Raw genomic sequence first — 15,007 nt, 5'->3', positions numbered from 1 at the left:
CCGCCCCCAAGAACGGCAACGGAAAGAAAGCGGAAGGGAACCGCATGACCAGGACGCCCGCTCCCGCGGACGCACCCGTGCCGGGTGTCTGGGAGGAACTCGTCACCTCGGCGCTGCTCGGCACGGACCGGCGCACTCCTCCGGGGTGCGAGCCCGGCCCGCGCGCACCGGCGGCGCTGCTGGACGCCGCGGCGGCGGAGACCGTTCGCCGACGCGCCGGACTGCGCCCGGCCCGAGCGGCCCGGCACCCGGAACCGGCTCCGGAGGATCCCCGCCCGCCGTTGCCGGCCGCGGCGGCCCGTCGGCTCACGATGCTGCTCACCGACCGTCCCGGCACCGCGGGCGGTGGCCGCAGAGGCACCGCGCCCGACCTGATGGAGCTGCTGCCCCAGTGGCTGGCGGCAGCGAACGCCCGCGGTTTCGCGGCGCCGCCCCAGACGATTCCCGCCCTGCTGGACGCGGCACGGGGGCGTACGGACCTGCGTCCGGCGGCGCTGACGTTCGCGGGACCCCGCGCCCTGTGGCTGGCCCGGCTGAACCCGGACTGGCGGTTCGCCCTGCGGGCGACGCCGGGCGGAGGCACCGCGCTGCCCGGCTCCGAGGCCACGGAGCGGGTGCGCCTGCTCTGGGCGGAGGGTCTGTTCGCCGAGCGGGTCGCCCTGCTGGCGTCCCTGCGCGCCCGCGATCCGGCTGCCGCGCGCGAGCTGCTGGCCTCGACCTGGGCCACCGAGCGGGCCGAGGACCGGCTGATGTTCCTCGACTCGCTGCGGACGGGACTGGCGCCGGCGGACGAGCCGTTCCTGGAGCAGGCGCTGGCCGACCGCAGCCGCAACGTACGGGCGACGGCCGCGGAGTTGCTGTCCGCGCTGCCGGAATCGGCGCTCGCCGCGCGGATGGCGGCGCGTGCCGTGACCTGTGTGTCCCTCGACCGCTCGCCGGCCCCGCCCGCGATCACCGTCGAGGCGCCCCACGAGTGCGACGCGGGCATGGAGCGGGACGGCGTCGTGGCCAAGCCACCCTCGGGCCGGGGGGAACGATCGTGGTGGTTCGGGCAGTTGGTGGAGGCGGCCCCGCTCGGCACCTGGCCGGCACGGCTCGGTGGGCGTACCCCCGAGGAGATCGTCGCCCTGCCGGTGACGGACGACTGGCGGAGCGACCTGCATGCCGCGTGGTGCCGGGCCGCGGTACGGCAGCGGAACGGCGTGTGGGCGAGGGCCCTGCTCGGACCACCCACGGCAGCCGAGGCCGGGGGGCCGGGCGCGGTGTCGCTGGCCGAGCGGGCCAAACTGCTCGGCACCCTGGGCACCGGCGAACGTGCCGAGTGGGTCGCCGGGTTCATCGCGACGCACGGCCTGTCCGAGGCGTTCCAACTGCTCGGTATGTGCGGAGTGCCATGGGCCCCGCCGCTCGGACGGGCAGTGGTCGACGCACTCAACATCGCCCGTGACGCGGGGAGCTACCCGTGGAGTTTCAGCGGAGTCATGGGGCTGGCCGAACGCTGCCTCGATCCCTCGGAGGCGAGCCGCCTCGACGGCCTGCTGGCGATACCGGACGAATCTGAAGACGCGTCACCGGGAGCCGGGGGGTACTGGGCGGAGGCGTTCCAGCGGCTCGTACGGACGTTGCGCCTGCGGGCCGCGATGGCCGAGGAATTGGGATCGGGTTAGGAGGTGCGCGGCCTTGACACCGGGAGGGGTCACGCCGCCGGCGCCCACCACCGGCTGACACCCGCGCCCCGGCACCACCCCGTGGACCACCGACACCACCCCGTGGACCACCGATACCACCTCATGGACTACCGACTCCACCTCGTGGGCCACCGGCACCACCCATGCGTCAGCGCGGCGTGGGCGGTCGGAGGCAACCCCTGGGCCGTCAGCACCGGCCGTCGTGCGCGCCCCGCGCCAGTAGGGGCCGGGACGGCTACGCCAGCCGGTGGGGACCAGGTGGCTACGCCTCCGCGGGCTCCCGCACGTTCGCCCGTACCCAGTTCACGATCGACGCCGTCGTCGCGCCGGGCGTGAAGATCTCCGCGACGCCCTTCTCCTTCAGCGGGGCGATGTCCGCCTCGGGGATGATCCCGCCGCCGAAGACCAGGATGTCCGCCGCGTCCCGCTCCCTGAGCAGTTCGATCACGGCGGCGAAGAGCGTGTTGTGCGCACCGGAGAGGATGGACAGCCCGATCGCGTCGGCGTCCTCCTGGATCGCGGTGTCCACGATCTGCTCGGGTGTCTGGTGGAGCCCGGTGTAGATGACCTCCATACCGGCGTCGCGCAGTGCCCGCGCGATCACCTTGGCCCCGCGATCGTGGCCGTCGAGCCCCGGCTTGGCCACCACCACGCGGATCGGACCGGCTGCCACACCCATCACTGCCTCCATGAAGCGACTACATCCATCCGTACCGACAAGTACCGCACACTTCGCCGACGCCGTACACAGCAGGACGGTGCGCATCACGCGCACCCAATGTGCACATCCCGCACGAAGTGCGCAAGGTGCCCGCCCGCACGGCATGGACGCCCCGCACCACATCGTCCGGGGAAGTGAACGAACGTTATCGCCAGCATCCCGCAACCGGCAGTTTCACGGTCCATACAGAGGGGGAAATCACACGGTGGGACACGTTCGCCACGCAGAGCTCCAGGGCGCGGCGGCAACACGCGCACGGAGAGCCGCAGCGAGGGCAGGTCAGGGCCGCGGCGGGCCTCGTCGCCGTATCACCGGCACCACAGAGCTCACAGGGCTCTGACGTGGCATATCGGCACGCCAGTACGGCAAACCTCGCAAATACCACCAATCACTGGTGTCACGGCTCTCCACGAGGGCACACGGGGGACAGAGGCGTTCCCGCGCGTGCCGACAGGAGGTCGGCCCATGAAGGTCACCACGGCAGCACTGCCCCTTCTCCCGCTCTGCCAGCGTCTCCTGCCCGGCCTGCCCGGCCTGCCGGGGCTCCCAGGGCTGCCGGGCCTGTCGGGGCTGGCGGCTCTCCCTGGCCGACTGACCGGCATCTCCCTGACCCTCCTCAAGGCAAGCGCCCTGGAGGTCGCGATCCTCGCCGGGCACCTTCTCCTCTATCCCTCCGGGATCACCCAGGAGCGCCGCCCGATGTCCACCCTCCCGGCGGCGGACTCGCAGGGCTCCCGGGGCTCCCAGGACTCCCCGGACCCGCGGGGCTCCCAAGGCCCCCAGGCGCCGCGGCCCGTCCCTCCCGCGCCCCGCCTCCCGGCACGAACCAGCCCCCCGGTCATCCTGCTGCACGGCTTCATCGACAACCGGTCCGTGTTCCTGCTCCTGCGCCGCAGCCTGGCCCAGCACGGCAGGCACGAGGTCGAGTCCCTGAACTACTCCCCCCTGACCTGCGACATCCGCACCGCGGCCGAGCTGCTCGCCCGGCACGTGGAGGAGATCTGCGAGCGGACGGGCAGTGAGCGGGTGGACGTCGTCGGGCACAGCCTCGGCGGGCTGATCGCGCGGTACTACGTGCAACGCCTCGCCGGGGACCTCCGCGTCCGGACCCTCGTGACGCTCGGCACCCCGCACGCCGGCACCCGAGTGGTCCCACTGGCCAACGCACACCCGATCGTGCGCCAGATGCGCCCCGGTTCGGCGGTCCTCGAGGAGCTGACCCGGCCCTCACCCGGCTGCCGTACGCAGTTCGTCAGCTTCTGGAGCGACCTGGACCGGGTGATGGACCCACTGGAGACGGCCTGCCTCGACCATCCCGACCTGACCGTGCAGAACGTGCGGGTGAGCGGCATCGGCCATCTCGCCCTGCCCGTCCACCCCGCCGTGGCCACCGGGATCCGCCAGGCGCTCGACACCGACGCGCAGGAGTCAGGCACGAAAACCACAGGGACCACAGAAACCACAGGAACCACGAGAGCCACCGGAACCACTGGGACCACGGGAACCGAAGGAATCGGCGAGTCCGCCGGTGGCCTGACGGTCGCCTGAGGCCCTGAAAACCGCGAGAAGCTCCCGGAACCCGGTCGACGCCACCCGTTCAGACTCGAACAAACGTCGAACACAAAGCCAAGGTCATGCCCGCCGTCCCCCAAAACACGGCCGATTGCCCGTTTCCTTCATGCGTGAAACCTGACGAAGATTGTCGTGCCCGTATACCGCCGGGTACAGTCGCCGCACTGCTCTGGCAGCCCCTGTTGTCGAGGCGAAAGAGAAGTTGGTGAACGACCGTCACCCGTCGGGGACCATGACCACCCCGGCCTCGGCTTCCGACGCCGATCCGGCGCAGTACGCGTCGTACGGCACAGGGGAAGCCCAGTACGGCGACCTCACCACGTACGGCGGCTACGGCACCACCGGTTTTTCCACCGGCGCCACCGCCACGGCGACCTTCGACGCCGACCCTCTCTTCGGCAGCCTCCCGGGTCAGGGCACCGGCGGCTACGACACCACGGGCTCCTACGACACCACGGGTGGCCACGACGCCGCCCAGTGGTCCAACGGCAGCGGGCAGACACCGAATTACGACGCGTACGCGGCCCGGCACCACGCCGCCTACGACACCGGCGCCTACGACACGACGACGTGGACGACCGACCCGCAGCAGCCCGCCGCCGCGCCCCCGCAGGCCACGAGCGCCGAGGCCACCGGGCAGTGGGACACCGGCACCTGGGCCCAGCCGGACCAGTCGGGCAACGCGGCCGACGGCACCCAGCAGTGGGACTGGGGCGCGCAGACCTACGGCACCGGCACCTTCGCGACCGGCGCCTTCGAAACCGGCGCCTACACGACCGGTACCTTCGCAGCCGGTGCGTTCGACACCGGTGCCTACGACGCCACGCAGTGGAACTCGGACGGCACCACGGCGCGGACACCCCAGGAACCGGAGCAGCCGGAAGCGCGGGAGACGCCGGAGCCGCCGGAGAACACCGCGCCGGACGCCTCTCCCGCCGGGGAAGCCGGCCCGCGCGACGACGGGTTGGCCGCCACCGGCGAGCTCCCCACCGTGACCGTTCTCCTGGAAGGCCAGGAAGAGGCCTCCCCGGCCGACCGGATCCCGGCCGCACGCACCGCCTCCCGCGGCGGGTCGCGTTCCCGCCGCCGCCAGCCCGCCAAGCGCTCGGCACTGATGACCATCGCCGTACCGTCGGCCTGCGTGATGAGCGTCGCCGGTATCGCCGCCGCCTCCGTCGGCGGTCTGAGCGGCGACGACGGCACGGAGACCACCGCTTCCGCGGCGGACGCGGGCGGCGCCGGGGCGGCGCCGGTGAAACCGTCCACCGCCAACAACAAGCTGGACACCCAGCTCACGAGCCTCGCCGCCGGAGCGGACGACTTCGCCGACCGGGCCAGCCGGACACAGGAACGCATCGACCTCAAGGCCCAGCAGGCCGCCGAGAAGAGGCGGGCGGCGGAGGAGGCGGCGCGCAAGGAGCGGCTGCGCCCCAAGTTCGCGCTCCCGGTCGCCCAGCACGGCCTCAGCGCGTACTACGGCCAGGCCGGCATCAACTGGATGTCCGTGCACAGCGGCATCGACTTCCCCGTCTCGTACGGCACGACGGTGATGGCCGCGACGGACGGCACGGTCCGCACGCAGTACAACAGCGCGTACGGGAACATGATGATCGTGACGGCGAAGGACGGCACGGAGACGTGGTACTGCCACCTCTCCAGCTACCAGATCCCCTCCGGTACGACGGTGAAGGCCGGCGACGCGATCGCGTTCTCCGGCAACTCGGGCAACTCGACCGGTCCGCACCTGCACTTCGAGGTGCGCCCCGCGGGCGGCTCGGCGATCGACCCGCTCTCGTGGCTGCGCAGCCACGGTCTCAACCCGTCGTGACGCCGTAACGTCTCAGCAGCCGGAACGGTCTCAGCAGCCGGAACCGGGCAGACGTGCGGGCGCCCGAGGCGCCCGCCGCATCTCCTCGCCCCCTCAGAGCTTCTCCACCGGCGCGTACCGCAGCAGCAGCCGCTTCGGCTTCGTGTCTCCGAAGTCGATCGTCGCCTCGGCGTTCGACCCCGTGCCCTTGACCCCGACCACCGTCCCGAGACCGAACTGGTCGTGCGTGACGCGGTCCCCGACCGACAGCGAGACCGTCGCCCGCTCGGCGGAGGCGGACCGGCCCGTGGCGAAACCGGACGCCCCCGCCGCCGAGGAACGGGACGACGACAGCGAGGCCGCCACGCCCGAGACCGGCGCGGAGGGCGCTGGTCCGTTCGCCCCGGTCCGCTTCCACTCCAGGTGGGGCGCCGGGATCTCCTCGAGGAAGCGCGAGGGCGGGTTGTACGACGGCTGCCCCCAGGCGCTGCGCAGCGTGGACCGGGTCAGGTACAGCCGCTCACGCGCGCGCGTGATGCCGACGTACGCAAGCCGACGTTCCTCCTCCAGCTCCTTGGCCTGGCCGAGGGCGCGCATGTGCGGGAAGACGCCGTCCTCCATGCCGGTGAGGAAGACGACCGGGAACTCCAGGCCCTTGGCGGTGTGCAGGGTCATCAGGGTGACGACGCCGTCGCCGTCCGACCCCGCCGCGTCAACAGCATCATCAGGCGCTGTCGGGATCTGGTCGGAGTCGGCCACCAGCGCGACCTTCTCCAGGAAGTCGGCCAGGGTTCCGGCTTCTTCGCTCTCGGCCCGCTCCTGCTCGAACTCCAGGGCGACGGCCGCGAGTTCCTGGAGGTTCTCGATGCGGGTCTCGTCCTGCGGGTCGGTGGAGGCCTGCAACTCGGCGAGGTAGCCGGTGCGTTCGAGGATCGCCTCCAGCACGGTCGCCGGTCCGGCGCCGGACTCGACGATCGTATGGAGGTCCTCCATGAGCGTGTTGAACCGCTTGACGGCGTTCGCCGAGCGCGCGGCCATGCCGTATGCCTCGTCGACGCGCTTGAGCGCCTGCGGGAAGCTGATCTTCTCGCGCTGGGAGAGCGCGTCGATCATGGCTTCGGCCCGGTCACCGATGCCCCGCTTGGGGACGTTGAGGATCCGGCGCAGCGGCACCGAGTCCTCGGGGTTGGCCAGTACCCGCAGGTAGGCAAGGACGTCCCGGACCTCCTTGCGCTCGTAGAAGCGGACACCGCCGACGACCTTGTAGGGCAGGCCGACGCGGATGAAGACCTCTTCGAAGACACGGGACTGGGCGTTGGTCCGGTAGAAGACGGCGACGTCGCCGGCCTTCGCCTCGCCCGCGTCCGTGAGGCGGTCTATCTCGTCGGCGACGAACTGTGCCTCGTCGTGCTCGGTGTCGGCGACGTACCCGGTGATCTGCGAGCCGGCGCCCTGGTTGGTCCACAGGTTCTTGGGCCGGCGGGACTCGTTGCGCTCGATGACCGCGTTGGCGGCGCTGAGGATCGTCTGGGTGGAGCGGTAGTTCTGCTCCAGGAGGATCGTCGTCGCGTCCGGGTAGTCCTCCTCGAACTGGAGGATGTTACGGATGGTGGCGCCGCGGAAGGCGTAGATCGACTGGTCGGCGTCGCCCACGACACACAGCTCGGCGGGCGGGACCTCGGCCTCGGGCGGCACGTCGACGGGGTGCTCGGAGGTGCCGACCAGCTCGCGGACCAGGGAGTACTGGGCGTGGTTGGTGTCCTGGTACTCGTCGACCAGGACGTGCCGGAAGCGGCGGCGGTAGTGCTCGGCGACGTCCGGGAAGGCGCGCAGCAGATTGACCGTCGTCATGATCAGGTCGTCGAAGTCGAGGGCGTTCGCCTCGCGCAGCCGCGACTGGTAGAGGGCGTAGGCCTGGGCGACGGTCTTCTCGAAGCCGTCGGCGGCCTGGGCGGCGAAGTCCTCCTCGTCGATCAGCTCGTTCTTCAGATTCGAGATCTTGGCGCTGAAGGACTTGGGCGGGAAACGCTTGGGGTCGAGATCCAGGTCGCGGCAGACGAGCGCCATCAGGCGCTTGGAGTCGGCGGCGTCGTAGATCGAGAAGGACGAGGTGAAGCCGAGCCGCTTCGACTCGCGGCGCAGGATGCGGACGCAGGCGCTGTGGAAGGTCATCACCCACATCGCGTTCGCACGCGGGCCGACGAGCTGCTCGACGCGCTCCTTCATCTCGCCCGCGGCCTTGTTGGTGAAGGTGATCGCGAGGATCTGGCCCGGGTGGACGCTCCGCTCGGCCAGCAGGTGGGCGATGCGGTGGGTGAGCACGCGGGTCTTGCCCGAGCCGGCGCCGGCCACGATGAGCAGCGGGGAGCCGGAGTGGACGACGGCGGCGCGCTGGTTCTCGTTCAGCCCCTCCAGGAGCGCCGCGGCGTCCAGGGCGGGGCGCGGGGCGCCGTCCCGGTAGTGGGCGTCCCGGTCCGGCGGCGCGTCGAACTTCCCGCCGAACAGATCGTGCGGAACCGGCTCCGGTCCGTGATCGTCGTCGGGCGGCGGCGGGGGTTCCTCCTCGTGACCGCGGGGGATCTGGAGGCTCGCCAGGAAGCTGTCGTCAAAGAGGCTGCTCATCGCTCTCCGAGTCTAGGGCGCCCCACCGACAACCCGGCGCCACCCCGGAGAATGGCCGGTATCCCGCCATGAGCACGCGCTGCGACAGAGCGGACCACGAAGAGTGACCGCGCGGTGGCCGGGAGGCGGCCCCACCCGGAGGTCACGAAAATGTATCGGGCATATCACCCACCAACCTTCACAGCCGCCACACGAGTTGGCTACGGTTCGGACAGGCCGCACGACCCCCTCCGGCGAACGTCGCCGGGCCGCGCGGCCTCCGCCGAGTCCGGTGTGCCCGCACGGCGCCCGGAGCCGGGGACCCAACCGAGAACCTTGGGGTGAATCGGCCGTACCGCCCCCGACGGGGCGGACCCGCCGTAGGGCAAACCTTCCGAACCACCGCCCGAACCCGACAGCTAACCCGGTAGGCGGAGCGTGGAAGGAGTCGCCTCCTTGGCGTCGCACCGCAAGTCGCGTCCCACCGGTACGCGCGTCGCAGGAATACGGCCCCCCGCCCTCGCCACGGCGGCCCTCACCTCCGTCGCCCTGCTGTCCCAGACGGCCACCGCGGCACCGTCGGACGACGACAGGCCGAGCCTCGAAGAGGTCGAGAAGAAGGTCGACGACCTGTACCGCCAGGCGGGGTCGGCGACGGAGAAGTACAACGCGGCCAAGGAGAAGACCACCAAGCAGCGCAAACGCGTCGACACCCTGCTCGACGACGTCGCCAAGCGCACCCAGAAACTGAACGAGGCGCGCGAGGAGCTCGGCTCCTTCGCCTCCGCGCAGTACCGTACGGGCGCCTCGATCCCGGAGACCGCGACAGTCCTGCTCGCGGACTCGCCGCAGGACTACGTCGACCGGAATCACCTGCTGAACCGGCTCACCGGCCGCCAGAAGGACGCGGTCGACGACTACGCCACCCAGCAGTCCGAGACGATGGAGAAGCGCCGCGAGGCCACCGAGAGCCTCGAGACGCTCACCGAGTCGCAGAGCGACCTCAAGACCGCCAAGGCCACCGTCCAGAAGAAGCTCGCCACCGCGCGGGAGCTGCTGTCGGAGCTGACCGCCGAGGAGAAGGCCCGGCTCGCGGCGATCGAGAAGAAGAAGCAGGAGGAGGCCGCCCGCAAGGCCGCGGAACTCGCCAAGCGGCAGGCCGAGGAGCGGGAGCGGCAGGAGCGGGCGGCGCGGCAGGAGAGCGACGCCGCCGCGGACACCCCCGGATCATCCGGCTCCGGCGACACCGGTACGGGAACCGGGTCCACCACGCCGGACTCCTCCTACGGCACCAAGGCCGAGAAGGCGCTCGCCTTCGCCCGCGCACAGATCGGCAAGCCGTACGTGTGGGGCGCCACGGGCCCCGGCTCCTACGACTGCTCGGGGCTCACCCAGGCCGCCTGGAAGGCCGCCGACGTGACCCTGCCGCGCACCACCTACGACCAGGTCGACGCGGGCACGACGGTCCCGGTCGCCCAGGCCCAGCCCGGTGACCTGGTCTTCTTCTACGACGACCTCAGCCATGTCGGCCTCTACATCGGCAACGGCATGATGATCCACGCCCCGAAGCCGGGCGCGTACGTCCGTGAGGAGTCGATCTACTACGACGGCGAGTCGTCGATCCACAGCGTGGTGCGCCCGGCCTGACGCGCGGGGCTCTCTAGCATCGGGCGCATGTCATCCGGCACCTCCCCCGCCTTTCCCTACCCTCTGCGCGCCTGGTGGGCTCAGCGTCCGCCGGCCGCCGGGGCCGCGGTCATGGCGACCGGCATCCTGTCGGTCGCCCTGCACCTGACGGGTCACGAGGTCCTGTCCCGGATCGCCCTGGTCCTGGCCTGCGCCGCCTGGCTGACGCTGGCGGCGAACTTCGTCTACCTGCTGCTGGTCGAGCGCGCGCAGTGGGTGACGCGGGCCGGGACGCCGGGCGCGCTCACCGCCGTCGCCGCGACGACCGTGCTCGGTACCCGCTTCTCCCTCTTCGGCTGGTCACCCGTGGCGGCGGCGCTGCTGGTGCTGGCGGCGTTGCTGTGGCCGGGGCTGCTGCTCCTGGTCGTCACCCACTGGGGGCGCAGGATGCCGGGCGCCGTGTTCCTGGGCTGCGTGGCCACGGAGGGGCTGGCCGTGCTGGGCGCCACGCTGGCCGCGGCCACCTCGACGCCCTGGCTGGCGTACGCGTCGCTGGTGCCGTTCTGGCTGGGGATCGTGCTCTACCTGATCGCGCTGTTCCGCTTCGACCTGCGGCAGGTGGCCCGGGGGTCCGGGGACCACTGGGTGGCGGGCGGCGCGCTCGCCATCTCGGCCCTCGCCGGCGCCAAACTGCTGGCGGCGGCCGGGACCGGCATGTACCTGTGGAACAACGACGACTACGCGGTCCTGCACGACGTGACCGTCTTCCTGCTCGCCCTCGACCTCGCCTGGTACGCCGTACTGCTCGCCGCCGAGATCGCCTGGCCCCGGCTCCGCTACGACGTGCGCCGCTGGTCGACCGTCTTCCCCCTCGGCATGACGGCGGCGGCGACGCTGTCCGTCGCCGCCGTCCTCGACGTGCCGTGGCTGGACGCGCCCGGTCGGGCGCTGCTGTGGATCGCGGTGGCCGCGTGGCTGGCGGTAGCGGCGGGGGCGGTCTTCCGGGCCGGAGCCGGGCTGCGGTCCGCGGGCGCGGACACCGGGCGGGTCAGGTCCAGAGCACCGCGATGAAGACGTTCGCCACGGTCAGCAGGCCCACCAGGCCGAACAGCGGCTTCTCCACCTTCTCGTCGTCGCGCTTCACGTAGACCAGGCCGAGGATCACGACCAGTACGGCGAGCTTCACGCCGATCTTGACGTTGTCGACGGACTGGTCGTCGGCCTGGTTGAGGCCGATCAGGATGACGCCGGTGACCAGCATCGTCAGTGCGCCGTGCAGCATCGCCGGAACGAAACGGGCCGTGCCCTGGCCCATCGCCTTCAGCTGGGTCAGGAAGCCGCCGAGGAGCGAGGCGATACCGATGATGTGCAGACCGACGAAGATGTGGATGAGTACGTCCATGGGGCCGGAGCCTAATGAGAGGCCGGACACCGGCCGACACCGGGCCGCCGGAGGCGCGGACACGCGGGTGCGCGCCAGCACGACCGCCCGCCCCATAACACCTCACGCCTCCCGCACGTCCCCGATCCGGCACATCGGTCATCACCCTGCGTGAAGGCGACGCCCGCGGAACGGACTCCTGGTCACCTACGGTCGCCGACCGCTCCGGTACCGCCACTTCCGCGCATCCCGTCACCGGGCCGTTACCGCCGCGCCTAGCGTCCTCTCCCAGGCAACCGGAGTCGAGTCGTACGGAAGGACGTGGATCGCAGGTGGGAACGCACCGCAGGCCGCGACAGCGCGCGACGGGCGGCGGGAGGGTGTGTACGGCGGCCACGGTCACCCTCGCGGGCGCGGCTACCGCGACCGGGCTGGGCGCCGGCACCGGGCACGCCGAGCCGGAACCGACTCCCGCACAGGTCAGAGCCAAGGTGGAGGAGCTCTACCAGGAGGCGGAGGTCGCCACGGAGAAGTACAACGGCGCCAAGGAGAAGGCGGTCGCCGCCGAGCAACGCCTGGAGCACCTACGCGACCAGACCGCCCGCAAGGAGGACCGGCTGAACTCCGCCCGGGAGCGACTGGGTTCCGCCGCGGCGGCCCAGTACCGCAGCGGCGGCCTCGACCCCGCCCTGCAACTCGCGCTCTCCGCCGACCCCGACCGGTACCTCGACGGTGCCGCCTTCGTCGAGCGGGCGGGCAGCCGGCAGGCGGCCGCCGTGGGCCGGGTACGCAAGGAACTGCGGGAGATCGAGCAGCTGCGCGGAGCCGCCCGCATCGAGGTGACCTCGCTGAAGTCCCGCCGGGCGGAGCTGAAACGTCACCGCGAGACGATCACCGGCAAGCTGGACTCGGCCCGCCGCCTGCTCTCCCGGCTGACGGCCGAGGAACGCGCCCGCCTCGGCCACGGCACGGGCGACCGCGCCTCCCGCTCCTCGACGGGCGACAGGGACCCACTGTCCGCCGCTACCACCCAGGCGCCCAACTCCCGCGCCGCGGCGGCCGTCGCCTACGCCCGCCAGAAGCTCGGCAGCCCCTATGTGTGGGGCGCGGCCGGCCCCGACTCCTTCGACTGCTCGGGCCTCGTCCAGGCCGCCTACCGCGCCGCCGGTGTCTCCCTGCCCCGCACCACCTACGCCCAGATCGACGCGGGCCGCCGCGTCGCCCGCTCGGAACTCCTCCCCGGCGACCTGGTCTTCTTCTACTCCGGCATCAGTCACGTCGGCATCTACGCCGGCAACGGCCGGATGATCCACGCCCCGAACCCGTCGGCCCCGGTCCGCGTCGCCCCGATCGACGAGATGCCGTTCGCGGGGGCTACGCGGGTGGTGTGACGCCCGCGTGGCCGGTCACACCAGCCGACGCGCCGTGGCCCACCGTGTCAGCTCGTGGCGGTTGGACAGCTGGAGCTTGCGGAGGACCGCCGAGACGTGGGACTCGACCGTCTTCACCGAGATGTACAGCTGCTTGGCGATCTCCTTGTACGCGTAACCACGGGCGATCAGGCGCAGTACCTCGCGCTCGCGCTGGGTGAGGCGGTCCATGTCCTCGTCGACCGGCGGGGCGTCGGTGGAGGCGAACGCGTCGAGGACGAAACCGGCCAGGCGCGGGGAGAAGACGGCGTCGCCCTCCTGGACGCGGAAAACCGAGTTGACCAGGTCGGTGCCGGTGATCGTCTTGGTCACGTAGCCCCGGGCGCCGCCGCGGATCACACCGATGACGTCCTCCGCCGCGTCCGAGACGGACAGGGCGAGGAAGCGGACGGGCTGCTCGGCGTCGCTCATCAAGGGGGCGCAGCGGCGCAGTACTTCGACGCCGCCGCCGCCCGGGAGATGGACGTCCAGGAGCACCACCTCGGGCCGGGTCGCGGTGATGACCGTGACGGCCTGGTCGACGTCGGCGGCCTCGCCGACGACCTCGACCCCGGTCTGCGCGGTCTGGCCGATCTCCGCCTGGACGCCGGTGCGGAACATGCGGTGGTCGTCGACGAGAACCACGCGCACGTGACGCTCCCCCGCGCCGCCGTCCGCCGGCTGTGCGGGACCGGCCGCCTCGCCCGTTCCCGCCGTTCCGTTCGCCTCGGTCGGGTCGCTCATGACGTATTCTCCGCCCTCTCCATCTCCAGCTCGACCTCCGTGCCGCCGTCCGGCACCGCGCGCAGCCGCGCCGTGCCGCCGTTGCGCTCCATGCGGCCGATGATCGATTCTCTGACGCCCATACGGTCGGCGGGTATCGAGTCGAGGTCGAAGCCGGGGCCCCGGTCCCGGACGGACACGAAGACCGTCCTGCCCTCGACTTCGGCGAAGACCTGTACGGCGCCGCCCTCGCCACCGTACTTGGCGGCGTTCACCATCGCCTCGCGTCCGGCCTGCATCTGTGCGGCGATCCGCTCGTCGAGCGGGCAGTCGCCGACGACCACGACCTCGATCGGGACGCCGTGCTTGTCCTCCACCTCCGCGGCATTGCGCCTCACGGCCTCGGCGAGGGTGGTGGGCTCGTCGTCCTCGTCCTTGCCGTTGCCCTCCGGCTTGTAGAGCCAGGCTCGCAGGTCGCGCTCCTGGGCCCGGGCGAGGCGGCGCACCTCGCCCGGGCTCTCCGCGTTGCGCTGGATCAGGGTCAGGGTGTGCAGCACCGAGTCGTGGACGTGGGCGGCGACCTCGGCACGCTCCTGGGCCCGGATGCGCATCAGCCGCTCCTCCGAGAGGTCCTGCGTCATGCGCACCAGGTAGGGGCCCGCGAGGAGCGTTATGCCGACGAGGACGGCGAGGGCCGCCTGGAGCACGGAGCCGAGGTGGGCGGCGGACCCTTGCAGGACGAAGATCCCGGTGACACCGGCCGTCACCAGCAGCACACCGGCCACGGAACGCAGCAGCGTGACCGTGCGCCGGTGGCGTCCCACCTCGGCCCAGCGGGCCCGGCGGGCGTTGTCCGCCTGGCGCCAGACGAGGGCGACGCCGGCGCCGACGAGGACGGTCGGCCACAGGTAGGCCCTGGCCCCGCCGCCGAGGTCGACGTTACCCACGAAGACCAGGGCCACCACCACCATGAGGAGCAGGGCGACTATCTGGCCCTTGTCCGGTTTGCGGGCGACGAGTCTGCGGCGTCCGTCCGGCGAGGTCTCCGATGTGACGAGGGAGGGCGGCCGCTGCGCGTCGACGCCGCCGACACCCAGCGGCACGAAGAACCAGAAGGCCGCGTACAGCAGCGCACCCAGGCCATCGGCCATGAACAGGCCGACGAAGGCGAACCGCACCCAGATGACGGGCAGCCCGAGGTGCCCGGCGAGCCCCCGCGCCACGCCACCGAGCCAGCGTCCGTCGCTGCTGCGGTAGAGCTTGCGCGGCGGCCGCGGTTCGACGAGTGGTGCTGCTGCGGCTTCCGGCATGCCACTGATGGTCACACGGCCGCGGGAGCCGGAGCATCAGGGTCGGTCCCCGAGACACCCCTGATCTTCGGGGCCGGAGGGTTTCGAACGCTCCCCGGGCGTCGCGTCAGGGCCGATATCAGGGTCCGACCAGGGTCGAACCGACTGCCGTCGCGGCGCCGCGCCCGTC

11 protein-coding genes and 1 riboswitch are annotated in these 15,007 nt (G+C 71.8%); of the genes, 6 read left to right on the top strand and 5 right to left on the bottom strand.

Annotation, left to right across the window (positions count from 1 at the left end; translation table 11 throughout):
* Positions 1-44: 44 nt before the first annotated feature.
* Positions 45-1,667, top strand: a complete 1,623-nt coding sequence (locus ACZ4V1_RS05985) for a DUF5691 domain-containing protein (protein ID WP_468329928.1) — start codon at positions 45-47, stop codon at positions 1,665-1,667.
* 283 nt (positions 1,668-1,950) lie between these two features.
* Here ACZ4V1_RS05985 and ACZ4V1_RS05980 read toward each other — a convergent pair whose 3' ends face one another.
* Positions 1,951-2,367, bottom strand: coding sequence for a cobalamin B12-binding domain-containing protein (locus ACZ4V1_RS05980; RefSeq protein WP_468329925.1), 417 nt, complete (start codon positions 2,365-2,367; stop codon positions 1,951-1,953).
* Positions 2,368-2,874: 507 nt separating this feature from the next.
* Here ACZ4V1_RS05980 and ACZ4V1_RS05975 point away from each other — a divergent pair.
* Entirely contained in the window at positions 2,875-3,957 is a 1,083-nt protein-coding gene (locus tag ACZ4V1_RS05975; protein ID WP_468329922.1) for an esterase/lipase family protein, read from the top strand.
* A gap of 229 nt (positions 3,958-4,186) precedes the next feature.
* Complete coding sequence (locus ACZ4V1_RS05970; RefSeq protein WP_468329919.1) at positions 4,187-5,809, top strand: M23 family metallopeptidase; 1,623 nt, start codon at positions 4,187-4,189, stop codon at positions 5,807-5,809.
* Positions 5,810-5,902: 93 nt separating this feature from the next.
* On the opposite strand, the gene pcrA is transcribed toward ACZ4V1_RS05970, so the two are convergent.
* Positions 5,903-8,410, bottom strand: a complete 2,508-nt coding sequence (gene pcrA / locus ACZ4V1_RS05965; RefSeq protein ID WP_468329916.1) for a DNA helicase PcrA — start codon at positions 8,408-8,410, stop codon at positions 5,903-5,905.
* Between the two features lie 250 nt (positions 8,411-8,660).
* A riboswitch (cyclic di-AMP (ydaO/yuaA leader) is annotated at positions 8,661-8,838 on the top strand.
* A 7-nt stretch (positions 8,839-8,845) separates the two neighbouring features.
* Between pcrA and ACZ4V1_RS05960 the strand changes: the two genes are divergently transcribed.
* Positions 8,846-10,036 (top strand): C40 family peptidase, encoded by a 1,191-nt coding sequence (locus ACZ4V1_RS05960; RefSeq protein WP_468329913.1) that lies wholly within the window; start codon positions 8,846-8,848, stop codon positions 10,034-10,036.
* 27 nt (positions 10,037-10,063) lie between these two features.
* On the top strand, positions 10,064-11,086 hold the full coding sequence (locus ACZ4V1_RS05955; protein WP_468329910.1) for a tellurite resistance/C4-dicarboxylate transporter family protein: 1,023 nt from the start codon (positions 10,064-10,066) through the stop codon (positions 11,084-11,086).
* Here ACZ4V1_RS05955 and ACZ4V1_RS05950 read toward each other — a convergent pair.
* Positions 11,064-11,417 (bottom strand): hypothetical protein, encoded by a 354-nt coding sequence (locus ACZ4V1_RS05950; RefSeq protein WP_468329907.1) that lies wholly within the window; start codon positions 11,415-11,417, stop codon positions 11,064-11,066. The genes ACZ4V1_RS05955 and ACZ4V1_RS05950 overlap by 23 nt on opposite strands.
* 311 nt (positions 11,418-11,728) lie before the next feature.
* Here ACZ4V1_RS05950 and ACZ4V1_RS05945 point away from each other — a divergent pair, with 311 nt between their 5' ends.
* Positions 11,729-12,787: a C40 family peptidase gene (locus ACZ4V1_RS05945; RefSeq protein ID WP_468329904.1), complete on the top strand. Its 1,059-nt coding sequence runs from the start codon at positions 11,729-11,731 to the stop codon at positions 12,785-12,787.
* Positions 12,788-12,802: 15 nt separating this feature from the next.
* Here the strand turns inward: ACZ4V1_RS05945 and ACZ4V1_RS05940 are convergent, their stop codons facing one another.
* Both ACZ4V1_RS05940 and ACZ4V1_RS05935 read right to left on the bottom strand, forming a co-directional pair.
* Positions 12,803-13,549, bottom strand: a complete 747-nt coding sequence (locus ACZ4V1_RS05940) for a LuxR C-terminal-related transcriptional regulator (protein WP_468329901.1) — start codon at positions 13,547-13,549, stop codon at positions 12,803-12,805.
* Complete coding sequence (locus ACZ4V1_RS05935; RefSeq protein WP_468329898.1) at positions 13,546-14,838, bottom strand: PspC domain-containing protein; 1,293 nt, start codon at positions 14,836-14,838, stop codon at positions 13,546-13,548. Before ACZ4V1_RS05935 ends, ACZ4V1_RS05940 begins: the two co-directional genes overlap by 4 nt.
* Between the last annotated feature and the right edge of the window lie 169 nt (positions 14,839-15,007).

The sequence above is a fragment of the Streptomyces sp. NPDC028991 genome (assembly GCF_055564775.1).
This window is presented reverse-complemented; position numbering and strand designations above follow the sequence as displayed.

Coding starts and splice junctions, on each gene's coding strand:
- ACZ4V1_RS05985 (WP_468329928.1), top strand. CDS start 45: ATGACCAGGACGCCCGCTCCCGCGGACGCACCCGTGCCGGGTGTCTGG.
- ACZ4V1_RS05975 (WP_468329922.1), top strand. CDS start 2,875: ATGAAGGTCACCACGGCAGCACTGCCCCTTCTCCCGCTCTGCCAGCGT.
- ACZ4V1_RS05950 (WP_468329907.1), bottom strand. CDS start 11,417: ATGGACGTACTCATCCACATCTTCGTCGGTCTGCACATCATCGGTATC.
- ACZ4V1_RS05940 (WP_468329901.1), bottom strand. CDS start 13,549: ATGAGCGACCCGACCGAGGCGAACGGAACGGCGGGAACGGGCGAGGCG.
- ACZ4V1_RS05980 (WP_468329925.1), bottom strand. CDS start 2,367: ATGGGTGTGGCAGCCGGTCCGATCCGCGTGGTGGTGGCCAAGCCGGGG.
- ACZ4V1_RS05955 (WP_468329910.1), top strand. CDS start 10,064: ATGTCATCCGGCACCTCCCCCGCCTTTCCCTACCCTCTGCGCGCCTGG.
- pcrA (WP_468329916.1), bottom strand. CDS start 8,410: ATGAGCAGCCTCTTTGACGACAGCTTCCTGGCGAGCCTCCAGATCCCC.
- ACZ4V1_RS05935 (WP_468329898.1), bottom strand. CDS start 14,838: ATGCCGGAAGCCGCAGCAGCACCACTCGTCGAACCGCGGCCGCCGCGC.